The following is a 14,699-nucleotide window of genomic DNA, read 5'->3' as shown; positions in this document are numbered from 1 at the left end:
ACAGCAGGAAGTGCGGTCTGCGCGGGTGGCGACGGAGGGGCACGTGCCGCATACGATGAGCCGCATGGGTGACGTACTGGCCGGTTTTCATGCCGCCTGGGAGTTCGAGTCCGACTCCGTGCTCATCCGTTACGAACGGGGGATTCGGACACCCAGGCTGTTCCAGGCGCTCGGCGAGCGGCGCGTGCCGCTGGCCGCGCTCGACGAGGTGACGCTCACGCCGGGCAGGCGCGGCACGGTGGTCCTGCGGGCCCGGCCGCGGCCGGGCGCCGATCCGCTGATGGACGCGGCGGCCGGACAGCTGCGCGAGGGCAGCGATCCGTACCGCCTGGTGCTGCCGACCGGGCGGGAGACGCTCGCCGAGTACTACGTGGACGAGCTGAAGGGCCTGCTGACCGAGTCCGGTCCGGCCGACCGCTACCTGGTGGCGGCTCCCGAGGCTCCGCTGCAGTTCAAGGCGTACGACGCGAAGGCGTCCTTCGACGGTACGGCCGTGCAGTTCCGCTGGTCCTGGACGGGCGCGTCCTCGGCCAAGTGGAAGGGCGGCGACCGGAGCTTCACCGTCGCCGACCTCGGCGGGGTGGAGTGGCGCTCGCCGGAGGTCTTCGAAGGGCACCTGCGGCTCCTCCCCCGCGACGCCTCCGGCGAGGCCGTGCCGGCCGACCAGGATCCGGCCGCGGTGGTGTTCGGGCTCGGCTACGGCCCGGTCCACGAGTCGCTGCCGTTCGCCGCGGCGGTCCTGGCCGCGGTCCGGGCGCGGGGGCCGGTCCCGGCGATACCCGCGCCGGCCCGGCGCGACCCCGCCGACATCGCCGAACGCATCCGGCACCTCGGCGAGCTGCACCGGGCGGGGCTGGTGACGGACGAGGAGTTCTCCGTCAAGAAGGCGGAACTGCTGGCGGAGTTGTGACTAGCGCTTCGCGCCTCCCTGGGCGTAGAAGCTGATCTTCAGGTCCAGTACGGCCAGGGTGTCCTGGAGTTCGGCGATGCGGTTCAGGACGTCCCGGCGGGTCGACTCCAGGAGGTCGCGGCGGTCTGCGTACGTCGTCTCGCCCTCCCGGACCAGTTCGGCGTAGCGGACCATGTCGGCCACCGGCATGCCGGTCAGGCGGAGCTTGGTGACGAAGTCCAGCCAGTCCAGGTCGCGGTTGCTGTAGCGGCGCTGGCCGGTGTGGGAGCGGTCGACGTGCGGCATCAGGCCGATCCGCTCGTACCAGCGCAGGGTGTGCGCGGTCAGGCCGGTGCAGGCGACGACCTCGCTGATCGTGTACTGGTCCTTGCCGTCGGGGCGGGGATGGCGCCGGGGAGGGCCGGAGCAGAGGCGGGCCGGGGTGGTCCGGTCGGTGTCCGCGGGCGTGGTCTGCATCACCGTCATGGCCCCCACGCTATGGCCTTCGAGTGCACTCCAGGCAAGCGGAACCCGGTAAGAAATACGGGGGACGGGCCGGGGACGCCTGGCTAGCGTGAGGGACATGAGTCTCGTACGCCGGGCCCTGCCCGAGGACGCCGTGGAAGTGCTGCGCCTGCGCCAGGTCATGATCGACTCCGTGTTCGAGGGAGGGGAGGGCGGGGCGACGGACTGGCAGACGGCTTCCCTGCCGACGCTGCGGGGGCGGCTCGCCGAGAGCGGCGGGGCCGGGGCCGGCCGGGTCGGGGCTTTCGTGGCGTACGTCATCGACCATCCGGAGCGGCCCGGGGCCCTCGGCGCGCTGGCCGCCGGGTCGCTGGAGTACCGGATCGGGCGGGCCGGCAATCCGCACGGCCGGGTCGGGCACGTCTTCAGCGTCGCCACCGATCCGGACGTACGACGGCGGGGGTACGCGCGCGCGTGCATGGAGGAACTGCTGGCGTGGTTCCGGGAGCAGGGCGCCGCGCAGGTCGACCTCAACGCGTCCGCCGCGGCCGAGCCGCTGTACGCCTCGCTGGGATTCATGCGGAAGCCGGACCCCTCGATGCGGCTGGATCTCTGATTCCGATTAGGCTCGCCGGCATGTCGTTGCAGAGTCTGGCGCTGATCGAGAACTGGCCCGTTCCCACCGCCGCGGCGGGGGTCGTACGGGCCGACGGGACCGTCCTCGGGACCCACGGGCCCGCCGGGCACCGCTTTCCGCTGGCCTCGGTGACCAAGCCGCTGGCGGCGTACGCGGTGCTCGTGGCGTACGAGGAGGGGGCGGTGGAGCTGGACGAGCCGGCCGGGCCGCCCGGGTCGACGGTGCGGCATCTGCTGGCGCACACCTCGGGGCTGGCGTTCGACGAGCACCGGGTGATGGCCCCTGCCGGGGAGCGGCGGCTGTACTCCAACGCCGGGTTCGAGCAGCTCGGGGACCATGTCGCCAAGGCGACGGAGATTCCGTTCGCGGAGTACGTGCGGCAGGCGGTGCTGGAGCCGTTGGGGATGGCGGCGACGTCGCTGGAGGGGTCGCCGGCGAAGGACGGTGTGTCGACGGTGGAGGACCTGCTCCGCTTCGCGGCGGAGGTGCAGGCGCCGGCGCTGCTGGATCCGCGGACTGTGGCGGAGGCGATGTCGGTCCAGTATCCGGGGACGAAGGGGGTGCTGCCGGGGTACGGGCACCAGAACCCCAATGACTGGGGGCTCGGGTTCGAGATCCGCGACTCCAAGTCGCCGCACTGGACGGGTTCTTCCTCCTCCCCCCGTACCTTCGGGCACTTCGGCCAGTCGGGCACGTTCGTGTGGATCGACCCTGAGGCGGGGGTCTCCTGCGTCGCCCTGACGGACCGCGCCTTCGGCCCCTGGGCGATCGACGCGTGGCCGTCCTTCACGGACGCGATCCTGCGGGAGCTGCACGGCTGAGCCCCGCTCGGGTGGGCCGGGTGTGGGTCAGCTCACCGGCGCTCGCAGGGCGCCGCTGCGCCCACCCGTGCCGCCCCAAGCGGCACGCATGCCCGCAGCTAGGGGGTCGGGTGCCGCGCCGCTCTCCGCCGCGCGCGCTGAGCGGGCCGTGCCCCGTCAGGGGCGCGGGGCTGTATCGATATGCGGCTCCGCCACGTCGGCGCGACCAGCCACGACGCACCCGCAGGCGAACACGGCGCAGGCCAGGCAGCGCCCCGTAAGGGGCGCGGGGAACTGCGCGAGCAACCACCGCGCGCCCGCAGGCAGCGACGGCGGAGGCGGGGCAGCGCCCCGTAAGGGGCGCGGGGAACTGCGCGAGCGGCCACGACGCGCCCGCAGGCGAACGACGGCGCGGGGGGGTTATCGGGGCATCTCCCACAGGAGCAGTTCCGTTGCGGTCAGGGACAGCAGGGCCAACCCCGTGGGAGCGGTGAGCCTCGCTGAGTCGCCTGCGGCGAGGGTCTCCGAGAGCAAGAGCACCGCGCCGCGGATCACGTGGACGTACACCGACGCCGCGTCCGGGACGGCCGTGCGTTCGCCGGTGGACAGGCGGCGGACGTGGAGCATGGCGCCCGCGGCCGGGACGGCGTACGGCGTGGAGTCGGCGATGCCCGGGATGATCTCGTAGGAGGGTTCGCCGCCGGGCCGGAGTGGGGCCAGCCACATCTGGAGGAAGGTCAGGGGGCCGTCACCGGAGTTGCGTTCGACGTGGCGGACACCCCCGGCCGCGCTGAGGTGCTGCACGTCGCCGGGCCGGACGACCGTCTCGTGGCCCGCGGAGTCCCGGTGCGTCAGCTCGCCCTCGATCACCCAGGTCACGATCTCGGTGTGGCTGTGCGGATGCTCGTCGAACCCGGCGCCCGGCGCCAGCCGCTCCTCGTTGCAGGCGATGAGTGCGCCGAAGCGCAGGTTCGAGGGGTCGTAGTGGGGCCCGAAGGAGAACGCGTGCCGGGTCTCGATGCCGGCCTCGGGTTCCCCTCCCGGATAGCGCTCACCGGCGCGCCGTACGTCCATCACGCGCACCACGGTAGCCCTCGCCACCCACCCGGCGGCGCGCGGTCCCGTCCGGATAAGGCAGTCTTGTCCCCGTGCCCGAACCCGAATCCCGCCCTGCCGACCCCGAGCCCCGCCCCGTTCACCCGCACTCCGCGACCCTGAAGCGGCTGGAGAAGTCCTCCGGGAGTCTCGCCGCGCAGGCGATCGCGCGCATGGACGAGACCCTGCCGTGGTACCGGGCCATGCCTCCGGAGAACCGTTCCTGGATCGGGCTCGTGGCGCAGGCGGGCATCGCCGCGTTCACCGAGTGGTTCCGGCACCCGGACGCGCCCCAGGCGATCTCCACCGACGTCTTCGGCACCGCGCCGCGCGAGCTGACGCGCGCCATCACGCTGCGGCAGACCGTGGAGATGGTGCGCACGACCATCGAGGTCATGGAGAGCGCCATCGACGAGGTGGCCGCCCCGGGCGACGAGAGCGTGCTGCGCGAGGCCCTGCTGGTGTACGCGCGGGAGATCGCCTTCGCCACCGCGCAGGTGTACGCCCAGGCCGCCGAGGCACGCGGTGCCTGGGACGCCCGGCTGGAGTCCCTGGTGGTGAACGCGGTGCTCAGCGGGGAGGCCGACGAGGGCGCGCTGAGCCGGGCCGCCGCGCTCGGCTGGAACTCGCCCGAGCACGTGTGCGTGGTGCTCGGCACCGCGCCGGACGGTGACAGCGAACTGACCGTCGAGGCGATCCGGCGGGCCTCACGGCACGCCAAGCTGCAGGTGCTCACCGGTGTCCTCGGGGACCGTCTCGTGGTCATCGCCGGCGGCAGCGACAACCCGATGGCCGTCGCCAAGTCGCTGATCGGGCCGTTCGCCGCCGGACCGGTGGTGGCCGGGCCCGTGGTGTCCGACCTGCTGGCCGCGACCCGGTCCGCGCAGGCCGCCGCCGCCGGGCTGAAGGCGTGTTCGGCGTGGCAGGACGCGCCGCGGCCGGTGCTGGCGGACGATCTCCTGCCCGAGCGCGCGATGGCGGGCGATCCGAGCGCGCGCGAGCAACTGGTGGAGGAGATCTACAGACCGCTGGAGGAGGCCGGCTCGGCTCTGCTGGAGACCCTGAGTGTCTACCTGGAGCAGGCGAGCAGCCTGGAGGGCGCGGCCCGGATGCTCTTCGTTCACCCGAACACCGTGCGCTACCGGCTCCGACGTGTGACTGACGTCACCGGCTGGTCACCCTCGGATGTACGATCCGCCTTCACCCTGCGGATCGCGCTGATCCTGGGGCGCCTGGCCGACGCAGACTCCCAACCGTAAGGTTTTGTCGGGGGTCCACAAAAGCCCTTCGTGTTCTTCGTCCCTGTCCCCACGGGCGGCCGTGGCCGTCCCCAAGAGAGAGTGTGAGAGTGCTCGTACTCGTCGCTCCCGGCCAGGGCGCCCAGACGCCCGGCTTCCTGACTCCCTGGCTCGAACTCCCCGGTGCCGCGGACCGCGTCGCCGCGTGGTCCGACGCCATCGGACTGGACCTGGTCCACTACGGCACCCGGGCCGACGCGGACGCCATCCGCGACACCGCGGTGGCGCAGCCGCTGCTGGTCGCCGCCGGACTCCTGTCCGCGGCCGCCCTCGGTGACGTCGCGCCGGGCGCGGTCGCCGGTCACAGTGTCGGTGAGATCACCGCCGCCGCGTTCGCGGGTGTGCTGGACGACACCGCCGCGCTGGGCCTCGTACGCAAGCGGGGTCTGGCCATGGCCGACGCCGCCGCGGTCACCGAGACCGGCATGTCGGCGCTGCTCGGCGGTGACCCGGACGTGTCGGTCGCGCACCTGGAGAAGCTGGGCCTGACGCCGGCGAACATCAACGGCGCGGGCCAGATCGTCGCCGCGGGCACCCTGGAGCAGCTCGCCGCGCTGAACGAGGACAAGCCCGAGGGTGTCCGCAAGGTCGTCCCGCTGAAGGTGGCCGGGGCGTTCCACACGCACCACATGGCCCCCGCGGTCGAGGCCCTGGCCAAGGCGGCGGACCTCGCGCCCGCCGACCCGAAGACCGCCTACGTCTCCAACAAGGACGGCCGGGCCGTCGCCACCGGTGCCGAGGTGCTGGAGCGGCTCGTCGGCCAGGTCGCCAACCCGGTCCGCTGGGACCTGTGCATGGAGACGTTCAAGGAACTGGGCGTCACCGCGCTGATCGAGGTCTGCCCCGGCGGCACGCTGACGGGTCTGGCCAAGCGTGCCCTGCCCGGCGTGCGGACGCTGGCGCTGAAGAGCCCCGACGACCTCGCCGCCGCCCGCGAGCTGGTCTCCGCCGCAACCGAGGCCGCTGCCGCCGCAGCGGGCGCCGACGACTGAGGAGCCGTAGAGATCATGTCGAAGATCAAGCCCAGCAAGGGCTCCCCGTACGCGCGCATCCTCGGTGTCGGCGGCTACCGGCCGACCCGGGTGGTGCCCAACGAGGTGATCCTGGAGAAGATCGACTCCTCCGACGAGTGGATCCGCTCCCGCTCCGGCATCGAGACCCGGCACTGGGCCGGCCCCGACGAGACCGTGGCCGCGATGTCGGTCGAGGCGGCCGGCAAGGCGATCGCCGACGCCGGTATCGACGCCGAGCAGATCGGCGCGGTCGTCGTGTCCACCGTCTCGCACTTCGCGCAGACCCCGGCCATCGCCACCGAGATCGCCGACAAGCTGGGCACGAACAAGGCGGCCGCGTTCGACATCTCGGCCGGCTGCGCGGGCTTCGGCTACGGCCTGACCCTCGCCAAGGGCATGGTGGTGGAGGGCAGCGCCGAGTACGTCGTCGTGATCGGCGTGGAGCGGCTGAGCGACCTGACCGACCTGGAGGACCGGGCGACGGCCTTCCTGTTCGGTGACGGTGCCGGCGCGGTCGTCGTGGGCCCCTCGAAGGAGCCGGCGATCGGCCCGACCGTCTGGGGTTCCGAGGGCGACAAGTCGCAGACGATCAAGCAGACCGTCTCCTGGGACCGCTACCGGGTCGGTGACGTCGCCGAACTGCCCCTGGACGGCGACGGCAACATCAAGTTCCCCGCGATCACCCAGGAAGGCCAGGCGGTGTTCCGCTGGGCCGTGTTCGAGATGGCGAAGGTCGCCCAGCAGGCGCTGGACGCTGCCGGGATCAGCCCGGACGACCTGGACGTCTTCATCCCGCACCAGGCCAATATGCGGATCATCGACTCGATGGTGAAGACCCTCAAACTGCCGGAGCGCGTCACGGTCGCCCGTGACATCCGCACCACCGGCAACACCTCGGCCGCCTCGATCCCGCTCGCGATGGAGCGGCTCCTGGCGACCGGCGAGGCGAAGAGCGGCGACACCGCGCTCGTCATCGGATTCGGGGCGGGTCTCGTGTACGCCGCCACGGTCGTTACCCTCCCCTAGGCACTCCGTGCCGGATCTTGGATCCGGAGCGGGGACAATTGCCACCAACCGTCTGGAACATCGAAGAAGGAGCGCCTGACATGGCCGCCACCCAGGAAGAGATCGTCGCCGGTCTCGCAGAGATCGTGAACGAGATCGCCGGCATCCCGGTCGAGGACGTCCAGCTGGACAAGTCCTTCACCGACGACCTGGACGTCGACTCGCTGTCCATGGTCGAGGTCGTCGTCGCCGCCGAGGAGCGCTTCGACGTGAAGATCCCCGACGAGGACGTCAAGAACCTCAAGACGGTCGGCGACGCGACCAGCTACATCCTCGAACACCAGGGCTAAGGGCCCCCCTTAAGGCCCAGGCCCAGGCCGCAAGGCCCCGCCACCCGGCGGTGGCGCCGTTCGAATCCCGTTTTCCGTTGGAGAAGAATTCCCGATGAGCCCGACCAATCGCACCGTGGTCGTCACCGGTATCGGCGCAACCACACCGCTGGGTGGCGACGCAGCTTCGTTCTGGGAGGCCCTCGTCGCCGGCACGTCCGGTGTCAGCCGCCTCGAACAGGACTGGGCGGCGGAGCTGCCGGTGAAGATCGCTGCGCAGATCGCCGTCGAACCGGGCGAGATCCTGCCCCGCCCGCAGGCCCGCAAGCTGGACCGGTCCGCGCAGTTCGCGCTGATCGCCGCTCAGCAGGCCTGGAAGGACGCCGGTTTCACCGCCAAGGCCGGCGAGGACGCGACCGTGAACCCCGACCGTCTGGGTGCGGTCATCGCCTCCGGCATCGGCGGCGTGACCACGCTCCTGGACCAGTACGACGTGCTCAAGGAGAAGGGCGTACGCCGTGTCTCCCCGCACACCGTGCCGATGCTGATGCCCAACTCCCCGGCGGCCAACGTCGGTATCGAGCTGGGCGCGCGGGCCGGTGTGCACACCCCCGTCTCGGCCTGCGCCTCCGGCGCCGAGGCCATCGGCTACGCGATCGAGATGATCCGCACCGGGCGTGCGGACGTCGTCGTCGCCGGTGGCACCGAGGCCGCCATCCACCCGCTGCCGATCGCCGCGTTCGGCAACATGATGGCGATGTCCAAGAACAACGACGACCCGCAGGGCGCGTCGCGTCCCTACGACTCCGGCCGCGACGGCTTCGTCCTCGGTGAGGGCGCGGGCGTGATCGTCCTGGAGTCCGAGGAGCACGCGAAGGCGCGCGGCGCGAAGATCTACGTCGAGGCGGTCGGCCAGGGCATCTCCGCCGACAGCCACCACATCACGCAGCCGGAGCCGTCCGGCAACGGGATCGCGCACGCGCTGCAGAACCTGCTGGACAACACGGACCTGAAGCCGGCGGAGATCGTGCACGTCAACGCGCACGCCACGTCCACCCCGCAGGGGGATGTCGCCGAGATCAAGGCGCTGCGGAAGGTGTTCGGCGACGACGTCGACCACATGGCCATCTCCGCGACCAAGTCGATGACGGGTCATCTGCTCGGTGGTGCGGGCGGTATCGAGACCGTGGCGTCGATCCTGGCGCTGGTGAACCGGGTCGCGCCGCCGACGATCAATGTGACGGAGCTGGATCCCGAGGTCAACGCGGATGTGGTGACCGGGGAGGCGCGGGCGTTGCCCTCCGGGCGGATTGCGGTGCTGAACGACTCGTTCGGGTTTGGTGGGCACAACGTCGTGCTGGCGTTCAGGACCGTGTAGGTTCCCTGAACTTGAATGGCCCGGTCTCCCTTGAGGGGAGGCCGGGCCTTCGCCGTTGTCTGGTGCGGGTGCGTTGTGGCTGATCGCGCCCACGCGGCGGAGCCGCATATCGAAACAGCCCCGCGCCCCTTGGGGGGCGCTGCCCTTCAGGGCGTTCACAAGAACTGTCAGACCACCTGGTGGAGCCAGCGGACCGGGGCTCCCTCTCCTGCGTAGCGGAAGGGTTCCAGTTCGTCGTCCCAGGGTTTGCCGAGGAGTTTGGCGATGTCGGCTTCGAGGTCTGTTTCCTCGCGCTGGGAGCGGGTCAGGGCGGCGCGGAGGCGGTCCTCGGGGATGAGGATGTCGCCGTGGATGCCGGTGACGGCGTGGAAGATGCCGAGGTCGGGGGTACAGCTGTAGCGCTCGCCCTCGGCGGTGGGGCAGGGCTCGGCGGTGACCTCGAAGCGCAGCAGGTGCCAGCCGCGCAGGGCGGAGGCGAGTTTGGAGGCCGTGCCGACCTCACCCTGCCAGGAGAACTCGGAGCGCCAGGTGCCGGGGGCGGCGGGCTGCCGGATCCAGTCGAGGTTGACGCGCGTGCCGAGCACCCCGGCGACGGCCCACTCGACGTGCGGGCACAGCGCGCGCGGCGCGGAGTGCACGTACAGAACTCCACGTGTCGTCACCGGAACCTCCGGGCAGAGCGGGACATCTTGCGGACTGGCGGGGCGGCAGTGGTGGGACGGCCGCGTTGATGGCGAGGCTACCGTGCGGGGGCGCGAGGAGTGTGACGTACCGTCGGTCCCGGTGCCAGGAAACCTCTGCCATTCACCCAGGGGGACGCTTGTACGGGGGTGCGCCGTTCCAGGGGGCGGGTGTGGGAACTCCCGCGCGTTGTTATGGGAGGGAGCACTGACCGTCGAGCGAGGGGATCACCAGGGGATGCGGAACCGAAGCGACCGCGCGCGAGCCGCGCTGGCCGTCGTGGTGACGGCCGTTCTGGCGACGGCGGGGTGTGACGCGTTCGGCGGCGGTGGCTCCTCCGGTACGAAGGACACGGGCGGCGGCGCGTCGCGTGCGGCGCGGAAGGCGGCGCCGGTGTGGGACCGCAGCCCGGACTCCATCGCGGCGGTCGGTGACTCCATCACCCGCGGCTTCGACGCGTGCGCGGTCCTGTCGGACTGCCCCGAGGTGTCCTGGGCGACGGGCAGCGACGCGCGGGTGGACAGCCTGGCCGTGCGGCTGCTCGGGGTGCGGGGCGCGGCCGAGCGCAGCTGGAACTACGCGGTGACCGGGGCGCGGATGTCGGATCTGCCCCAGCAGATGGCGCAGGCGGCCACCCGCGGTCCCCAGTTGGTGACGGTGATGGCGGGCGCGAACGACGCCTGCCGTTCGTCGGCGTCGGCGATGACCCCGGTGGACGACTTCCGGGCGGACTTCCAGGAGGCGATGGACACGCTGCGTTCGGCGCTGCCGAAGACGCAGGTGTACGTGGCGAGCGTGCCGAACCTGAAGCGGCTGTGGTCGGAGGGCCGGACGAACCCGCTGGGCAAGGAGGTGTGGAAGCTGGGCATCTGCCCGTCGATGCTGGCCGACGCGGACGACCTGACCAGCGCGGCCGCGGTGCGCCGGGGCGAGGTGCAGCAGCGGGTGGAGGCGTACAACACGGTGCTGCAGGAGGTGTGCGCCAAGGACCGCTACTGCCGCTTCGACGACAACGCGGTCCACGACTACCGGTTCAGCACCGACCAGCTCAGTCACTGGGACTGGTTCCACCCGAGCAAGGACGGCCAGGCCCGGCTGGCGGCGATCGCGTACCGCACGATCACCGCGGCCAAGTGGTGAGACCCTGCTCTAGGGTTTCCCACATGGGTGAACTTTTCGGCACACTTTCCGACGGTACCGAGGTGCACCGCTGGACGCTTCAGCGCGCCGGGACGCGGGTGGAGGTGCTGACGTACGGCGGGATCGTGCGCTCCGCCGAGGTCCCGGACCAGGACGGCCGTCCGGCGAACGTGGTGCTGGGGTTCGCGGATCTGGACGGCTATCTCGCGCACCCGGAGCCGTACTTCGGGGCGCTGGTCGGGCGGTACGCGAACCGGATCGCGGGCGCCCGCTTCCCGCTGGACGACCGCACGTACGCGCTGGTGCCCAACAGCGGTCCCCACTCGCTGCACGGCGGGGAGCGGGGCTTCGACAAGCGGGTGTGGGCGGCGGAGCCGGTCGCGCACGGAGTCCGGCTGAGCCGGGTCAGCCCGCACGGCGAGGAGGGTTTCCCGGGCCGTCTGGAGGTGTCGGCGACGTACACGCTGGACGCGTCGGGCGGGCTGCGGATCGCCTACGAGGCGGTGACGGACGCGCCGACGGTGATCAACCTCACCAGCCACAGCTACTTCAACCTGGCCGGTTCGGGGTACGCGGGCGGTCATGAACTGCGGCTGGCCGCCTCCCGCTACACGCCCGTCGACGCCGGCCCGATCCCGACGGGCGCGCTGGAGGACGTCACCGGTTCACGCTTCGACTTCCGTGAGCCCCGGGAGACCGGCGCCGGCTACGACCACAACTTCGTGCTCGACAAGGGGCTGACGGAGAGTCCGGAGCCGGTCGCCGAGCTGCACGACCCGGCGTCGGGCCGGACGCTGACGATTTCGACGACCGAGCCGGGCCTCCAGCTCTACACCGCCGACCACCTGACCGCGCCCTTCGCCCCGGTCGACGGCATCGCCCTGGAGACCCAGCACTTCCCCGACTCCCCGCACCACCCCGGCTTCCCGGGCACCGTGCTCCGGCCGGGACGGGTGTTCCGTTCGGAGACGGTGTACGGCTTCTCGGCGCGCTGACGGTTCACACCGCCGAGAAGGTCCCGAAGGCCGGCAGGGCCAGTCCGGCGGCCGCCGGGGCGGGAGTCGGGGGGCGGGGGTACGAGCCCCGGTCCAGGGGTCAGGTCCCGGACCGGGGCTGTTCGTGGGCGACTTGTCCCGGAACTGACGTTAATCGGCGCGGCGGGCTCGCGGCCTGCGTGGGAGCGGTCCCCGGCGAGTTCGTACGAAGCCTTCACAAACGGGCGCGCCCTCGTCCGTCCGCCGCCGGCACGGGATACTGCCTGGCGTCCACCGCACCACGCGCCCCACAGCGACGGAAGGACCCGAACTCCCTTGACTGGTCTGCGTATACGCACCGCCGTACTCGGTCTGGCCCTGCTGGCCGGGATGACGGCACCCACGACGACAGCGTCCGCCGCCGAAGCGGCGCCCCTCTCCCCCACCGTCGAGGAGCAGCGGCTCGACGGGGCCGTACCGCAGGAGATCCTGCGGCGCTCCGGATTCGACGCCGTGCTCCCGGAGTTCACGCGCGCGCTGGAGCAGGCCCGCTCCTATGCGCAGGCCCGCCGTGTCGTCGTACGCGAGGGGACCTCGCTGTGGCGGCGGGCCGTGGACCGGGCGCGGGGGCGGGGTCCGGTGGCCGGGGACTTGAGCCGGGACGACGACCGGCCGTTGTACTGGGCGCGGTTGGGGATGACGCGGGAGGTGCGGACGTGGGAGCCGCGGTTCGGGCTTCCGGAGTCCCGGCGGACAGCGCTGCTCGACGGGCTGGAGCGCACTTCGCGCGGCCAGACCGACATCCGCTACCCCCGCCGGCCGCACCTGCGGCGGGTGCTGCTCACCGGTTTCGATCCCTTCACCCTGGACCGGGACATCCGTATCTCCAACCCGTCGGGGGCGGCCGCGCTCGCGCTGGACGGCACGGTGATCGAGACGGCGCGGGGGCCGGTGCGGGTGGAGACGGCCGTGTTCCCGGTGCGCTGGCGGGACTTCGCGGACGGGGTGGTCGAGCGGGCGCTGCGACCGTACCTGCCGCGGGTCGACCTGTTCACGACGGTGAGCCAGGGGCGGGTAGGGCGGTTCGACGTGGAGCGGACCAACGGGGCGTGGCGGGGCGGGTTCCCCGACAACGACGACGTGTCGCGCACAGAGACCGTGCCGGTCGCCGACCCGGCCTCGCAGCCCCAGTGGACGACGACGACCCTGCCGTACGGCGCGATCACGGCCGCGCGCACGGGCCGTTTCCCGGTGTACGACCACACGGAGGTGACCGAGATCCCGGCGGGCGGCACGGAGCCGGTGGTACGGCCGGACGGTCCGACTCCCGGTTCGATGGCGCGGGCCGGGGGCGGCGGCGACTACCTCTCCAACGAGATCGCCTATCGGGCGACGCTGCTGCGGGACCGGCTGGGGCTGCACGGCCGGCTGCCCGGCGGCCATGTCCACACGCCGGTGCTGGAGTTCGGGCCGGGGAATACGGACCCGGCGTCGGGGTCGGTGACGGACCCGGTGTTCGTGCGGAACCGGATGGACATCGTCGAGCAGGTGCGGGCGATCGCGCGGGTGGCGGCGGAGGCGACGGCGGCCGGGGAGGGGTGACGGGCCGCAGGTCAGAGGGTGACCGGCCCGTCGGTGCCCCCGGTGGTGACCGGCTCGTCGGCACCCTCCCGGTCGGGCTCGGCGCCGGCGGTCTCCTCGCCCAGCAGGTCGCGGGCGAGCAGGGTGGCGCCGGCGACCGCGCCCGGCATCAGGAACACCGCGACGAACGGGACCAGGAAGGCCAGGCCGAGCGGGGTGCCGAAGCCCCAGACGAGGGTCTTGCGGGAGCGGAGCAGGGTGAGGCGGGCGCGGAGTTCGACGCCTCGGCGCTGGAGGGCCACAGCGGCGAGTTCCTCGGTGAGGAAGAAGCCGGTGACGAAGAAGCCGATCACCGGTACGACGGTCTGGCCGACGACGGGCAGGAAGCCGAGGGCGAACAGCAGCACGCCCCACAGGACGGCGCGGAGCACGATGCGCAGGCTGTCGCGCGCGGAGATCCACAGCTCTCGCCAGAGGGGCAGGCCGGAGCGGGGCGCGGTGCCGTCGGGCGAGACGTCCTCGTCGACCTTCTCGGAGAGGTTCTCGTAGAAGGGCTGGCCGATCAGCAGGGTGACGGCGGTGAAGGTGAGCACGGCCAGGAGCAGGCCGAGGGCGAAGAGGACGGCGGTGAGGAAGCCGCGGAACAGGCCCTGCCAGGGGCTCGTCCAGTCGTCGGCGAAGGGGGTCGCCCAGGCGACGGCGTCCTCGCCCCACACCGCGAGGGCGACCAGGGCCGCCGCGTAGAGGACCAGGGTGATCAGGCCGGGCAGCAGCCCGAAGCCGTAGCTCCGGCCGTGCCGGCCGACCCAGCGCTGGCCCTCCACCAGGTACCGGAAACCCACCCCGAGATCGCGCATGGGGAGGACTTTACCCAGCCTCAGGATTCCAGCATGCGGCGCAGCAGGTCGCGCAGGGACAGCCGCTCCTCGTCGGAGAGGCCGGCCAGCGGTGCGTGGGCGAAGCGGAGCCCGTCGCGCAGTTCCCGGACGACGCGGACACCGTCCTCGGTGGCGGCGGCGAGCTTGACCCGGCGGTCGGCCGGGTCGGGGCGGCGCTCGACCAGGCCCCGGGACTCCAGGCGGTCCACTATGCCGGTGACGTTCGACGGCTCGCACTTGAGCTTCTGGGCGAGCTTGCGCATGGGCAGCGGCTCAAGGGACAGCAGGCTGAGCAGCTTGGCCTGGGCGCCGGTGAGGGCGTGGACGGCGGCGGCCTCGTCGTAGTCCGCGTGGTAGCGGGCCACGACCTCGGCGATCAGTTCGACGACCTCGACGGTCAGCTGGTCGGGGCGGGCGATGTGCGGTGTGGCCATGCCTCCAGGATACCTCTTTACTTGACAACATGAAATATTCAGATGCACTGTTGTTTCAGTTACTGAAGTAATTTGACGTAACCACCTGAGAGAACCACCTGA

The 14,699-nt window shown here is 71.9% G+C and carries 16 protein-coding genes; 11 read left to right on the top strand and 5 right to left on the bottom strand.

Translation table 11 applies throughout. From position 1 onward, the window contains the following. Positions 1 to 64 precede the first annotated feature (64 nt). On the top strand, positions 65 to 910 hold the full coding sequence (locus DBP14_RS25040) for a DUF4429 domain-containing protein (RefSeq protein ID WP_129309365.1): 846 nt from the start codon (positions 65 to 67) through the stop codon (positions 908 to 910). Here DBP14_RS25040 and DBP14_RS25035 read toward each other — a convergent pair whose 3' ends face one another. Beyond that, positions 911 to 1,375, bottom strand: coding sequence for a MerR family transcriptional regulator (locus DBP14_RS25035; RefSeq protein WP_129309364.1), 465 nt, complete (start codon positions 1,373 to 1,375; stop codon positions 911 to 913). Between the two features lie 97 nt (positions 1,376 to 1,472). Between DBP14_RS25035 and DBP14_RS25030 the strand changes: the two genes are divergently transcribed. Both DBP14_RS25030 and DBP14_RS25025 read left to right on the top strand, forming a co-directional pair. Then, positions 1,473 to 1,970: a GNAT family N-acetyltransferase gene (locus DBP14_RS25030; protein WP_129309363.1), complete on the top strand. Its 498-nt coding sequence runs from the start codon at positions 1,473 to 1,475 to the stop codon at positions 1,968 to 1,970. 20 nt (positions 1,971 to 1,990) lie between these two features. Beyond that, positions 1,991 to 2,812: a serine hydrolase domain-containing protein gene (locus DBP14_RS25025; RefSeq protein WP_129309362.1), complete on the top strand. Its 822-nt coding sequence runs from the start codon at positions 1,991 to 1,993 to the stop codon at positions 2,810 to 2,812. Between the two features lie 399 nt (positions 2,813 to 3,211). On the opposite strand, the gene DBP14_RS25020 is transcribed toward DBP14_RS25025, so the two are convergent. Next, positions 3,212 to 3,865 (bottom strand): pirin family protein, encoded by a 654-nt coding sequence (locus DBP14_RS25020; RefSeq protein WP_206739472.1) that lies wholly within the window; start codon positions 3,863 to 3,865, stop codon positions 3,212 to 3,214. 74 nt (positions 3,866 to 3,939) lie between these two features. On the opposite strand from DBP14_RS25020, the gene DBP14_RS25015 reads away from it, so the two are divergent. From DBP14_RS25015 to fabF, 5 genes are all read left to right on the top strand, one after another. Next, positions 3,940 to 5,145, top strand: coding sequence for a helix-turn-helix domain-containing protein (locus tag DBP14_RS25015; RefSeq protein WP_129309360.1), 1,206 nt, complete (start codon positions 3,940 to 3,942; stop codon positions 5,143 to 5,145). Between the two features lie 89 nt (positions 5,146 to 5,234). Beyond that, positions 5,235 to 6,176, top strand: coding sequence for an ACP S-malonyltransferase (locus DBP14_RS25010; protein ID WP_129309359.1), 942 nt, complete (start codon positions 5,235 to 5,237; stop codon positions 6,174 to 6,176). A gap of 15 nt (positions 6,177 to 6,191) precedes the next feature. After that, positions 6,192 to 7,223: a ketoacyl-ACP synthase III gene (locus DBP14_RS25005; RefSeq protein WP_129309358.1), complete on the top strand. Its 1,032-nt coding sequence runs from the start codon at positions 6,192 to 6,194 to the stop codon at positions 7,221 to 7,223. Positions 7,224 to 7,303: 80 nt separating this feature from the next. Then, positions 7,304 to 7,552 (top strand): acyl carrier protein, encoded by a 249-nt coding sequence (locus tag DBP14_RS25000; RefSeq protein WP_129309357.1) that lies wholly within the window; start codon positions 7,304 to 7,306, stop codon positions 7,550 to 7,552. A 94-nt stretch (positions 7,553 to 7,646) separates the two neighbouring features. Beyond that, entirely contained in the window at positions 7,647 to 8,909 is a 1,263-nt protein-coding gene (gene fabF, locus DBP14_RS24995) for a beta-ketoacyl-ACP synthase II (RefSeq protein WP_129309356.1), read from the top strand. A 167-nt stretch (positions 8,910 to 9,076) separates the two neighbouring features. On the opposite strand, the gene DBP14_RS24990 is transcribed toward fabF, so the two are convergent. Next, a complete protein-coding gene (locus DBP14_RS24990; protein ID WP_129309355.1) occupies positions 9,077 to 9,571 on the bottom strand; it encodes a DUF3145 domain-containing protein in 495 nt (164 codons plus the stop codon). 256 nt (positions 9,572 to 9,827) lie between these two features. Between DBP14_RS24990 and DBP14_RS24985 the strand changes: the two genes are divergently transcribed. The 3 genes from DBP14_RS24985 (at position 9,828) to DBP14_RS24975 (ending at position 13,306) form a co-directional block, all read left to right on the top strand. Continuing rightward, positions 9,828 to 10,730, top strand: a complete 903-nt coding sequence (locus DBP14_RS24985) for an SGNH/GDSL hydrolase family protein (protein ID WP_129309354.1) — start codon at positions 9,828 to 9,830, stop codon at positions 10,728 to 10,730. 23 nt (positions 10,731 to 10,753) lie between these two features. Beyond that, a complete protein-coding gene (locus DBP14_RS24980; protein ID WP_129309353.1) occupies positions 10,754 to 11,725 on the top strand; it encodes an aldose epimerase family protein in 972 nt (323 codons plus the stop codon). 315 nt (positions 11,726 to 12,040) lie between these two features. Beyond that, positions 12,041 to 13,306: a pyroglutamyl peptidase gene (locus DBP14_RS24975; RefSeq protein ID WP_206739343.1), complete on the top strand. Its 1,266-nt coding sequence runs from the start codon at positions 12,041 to 12,043 to the stop codon at positions 13,304 to 13,306. An 11-nt stretch (positions 13,307 to 13,317) separates the two neighbouring features. Here DBP14_RS24975 and DBP14_RS24970 read toward each other — a convergent pair whose 3' ends face one another. Together DBP14_RS24970 and DBP14_RS24965 are read right to left on the bottom strand one after the other, a co-directional pair. Then, on the bottom strand, positions 13,318 to 14,142 hold the full coding sequence (locus DBP14_RS24970; RefSeq protein WP_129309352.1) for an EI24 domain-containing protein: 825 nt from the start codon (positions 14,140 to 14,142) through the stop codon (positions 13,318 to 13,320). Between the two features lie 20 nt (positions 14,143 to 14,162). Further along, positions 14,163 to 14,597, bottom strand: coding sequence for a MarR family transcriptional regulator (locus DBP14_RS24965; RefSeq protein WP_129309351.1), 435 nt, complete (start codon positions 14,595 to 14,597; stop codon positions 14,163 to 14,165). Positions 14,598 to 14,699 lie beyond the last annotated feature (102 nt).

The organism is Streptomyces sp. L2 (assembly GCF_004124325.1).
Lineage (GTDB): Bacteria > Actinomycetota > Actinomycetes > Streptomycetales > Streptomycetaceae > Streptomyces.
Note: the sequence above shows the minus strand (reverse complement) of the source record. Positions and strands in the feature narration are given on the sequence as shown.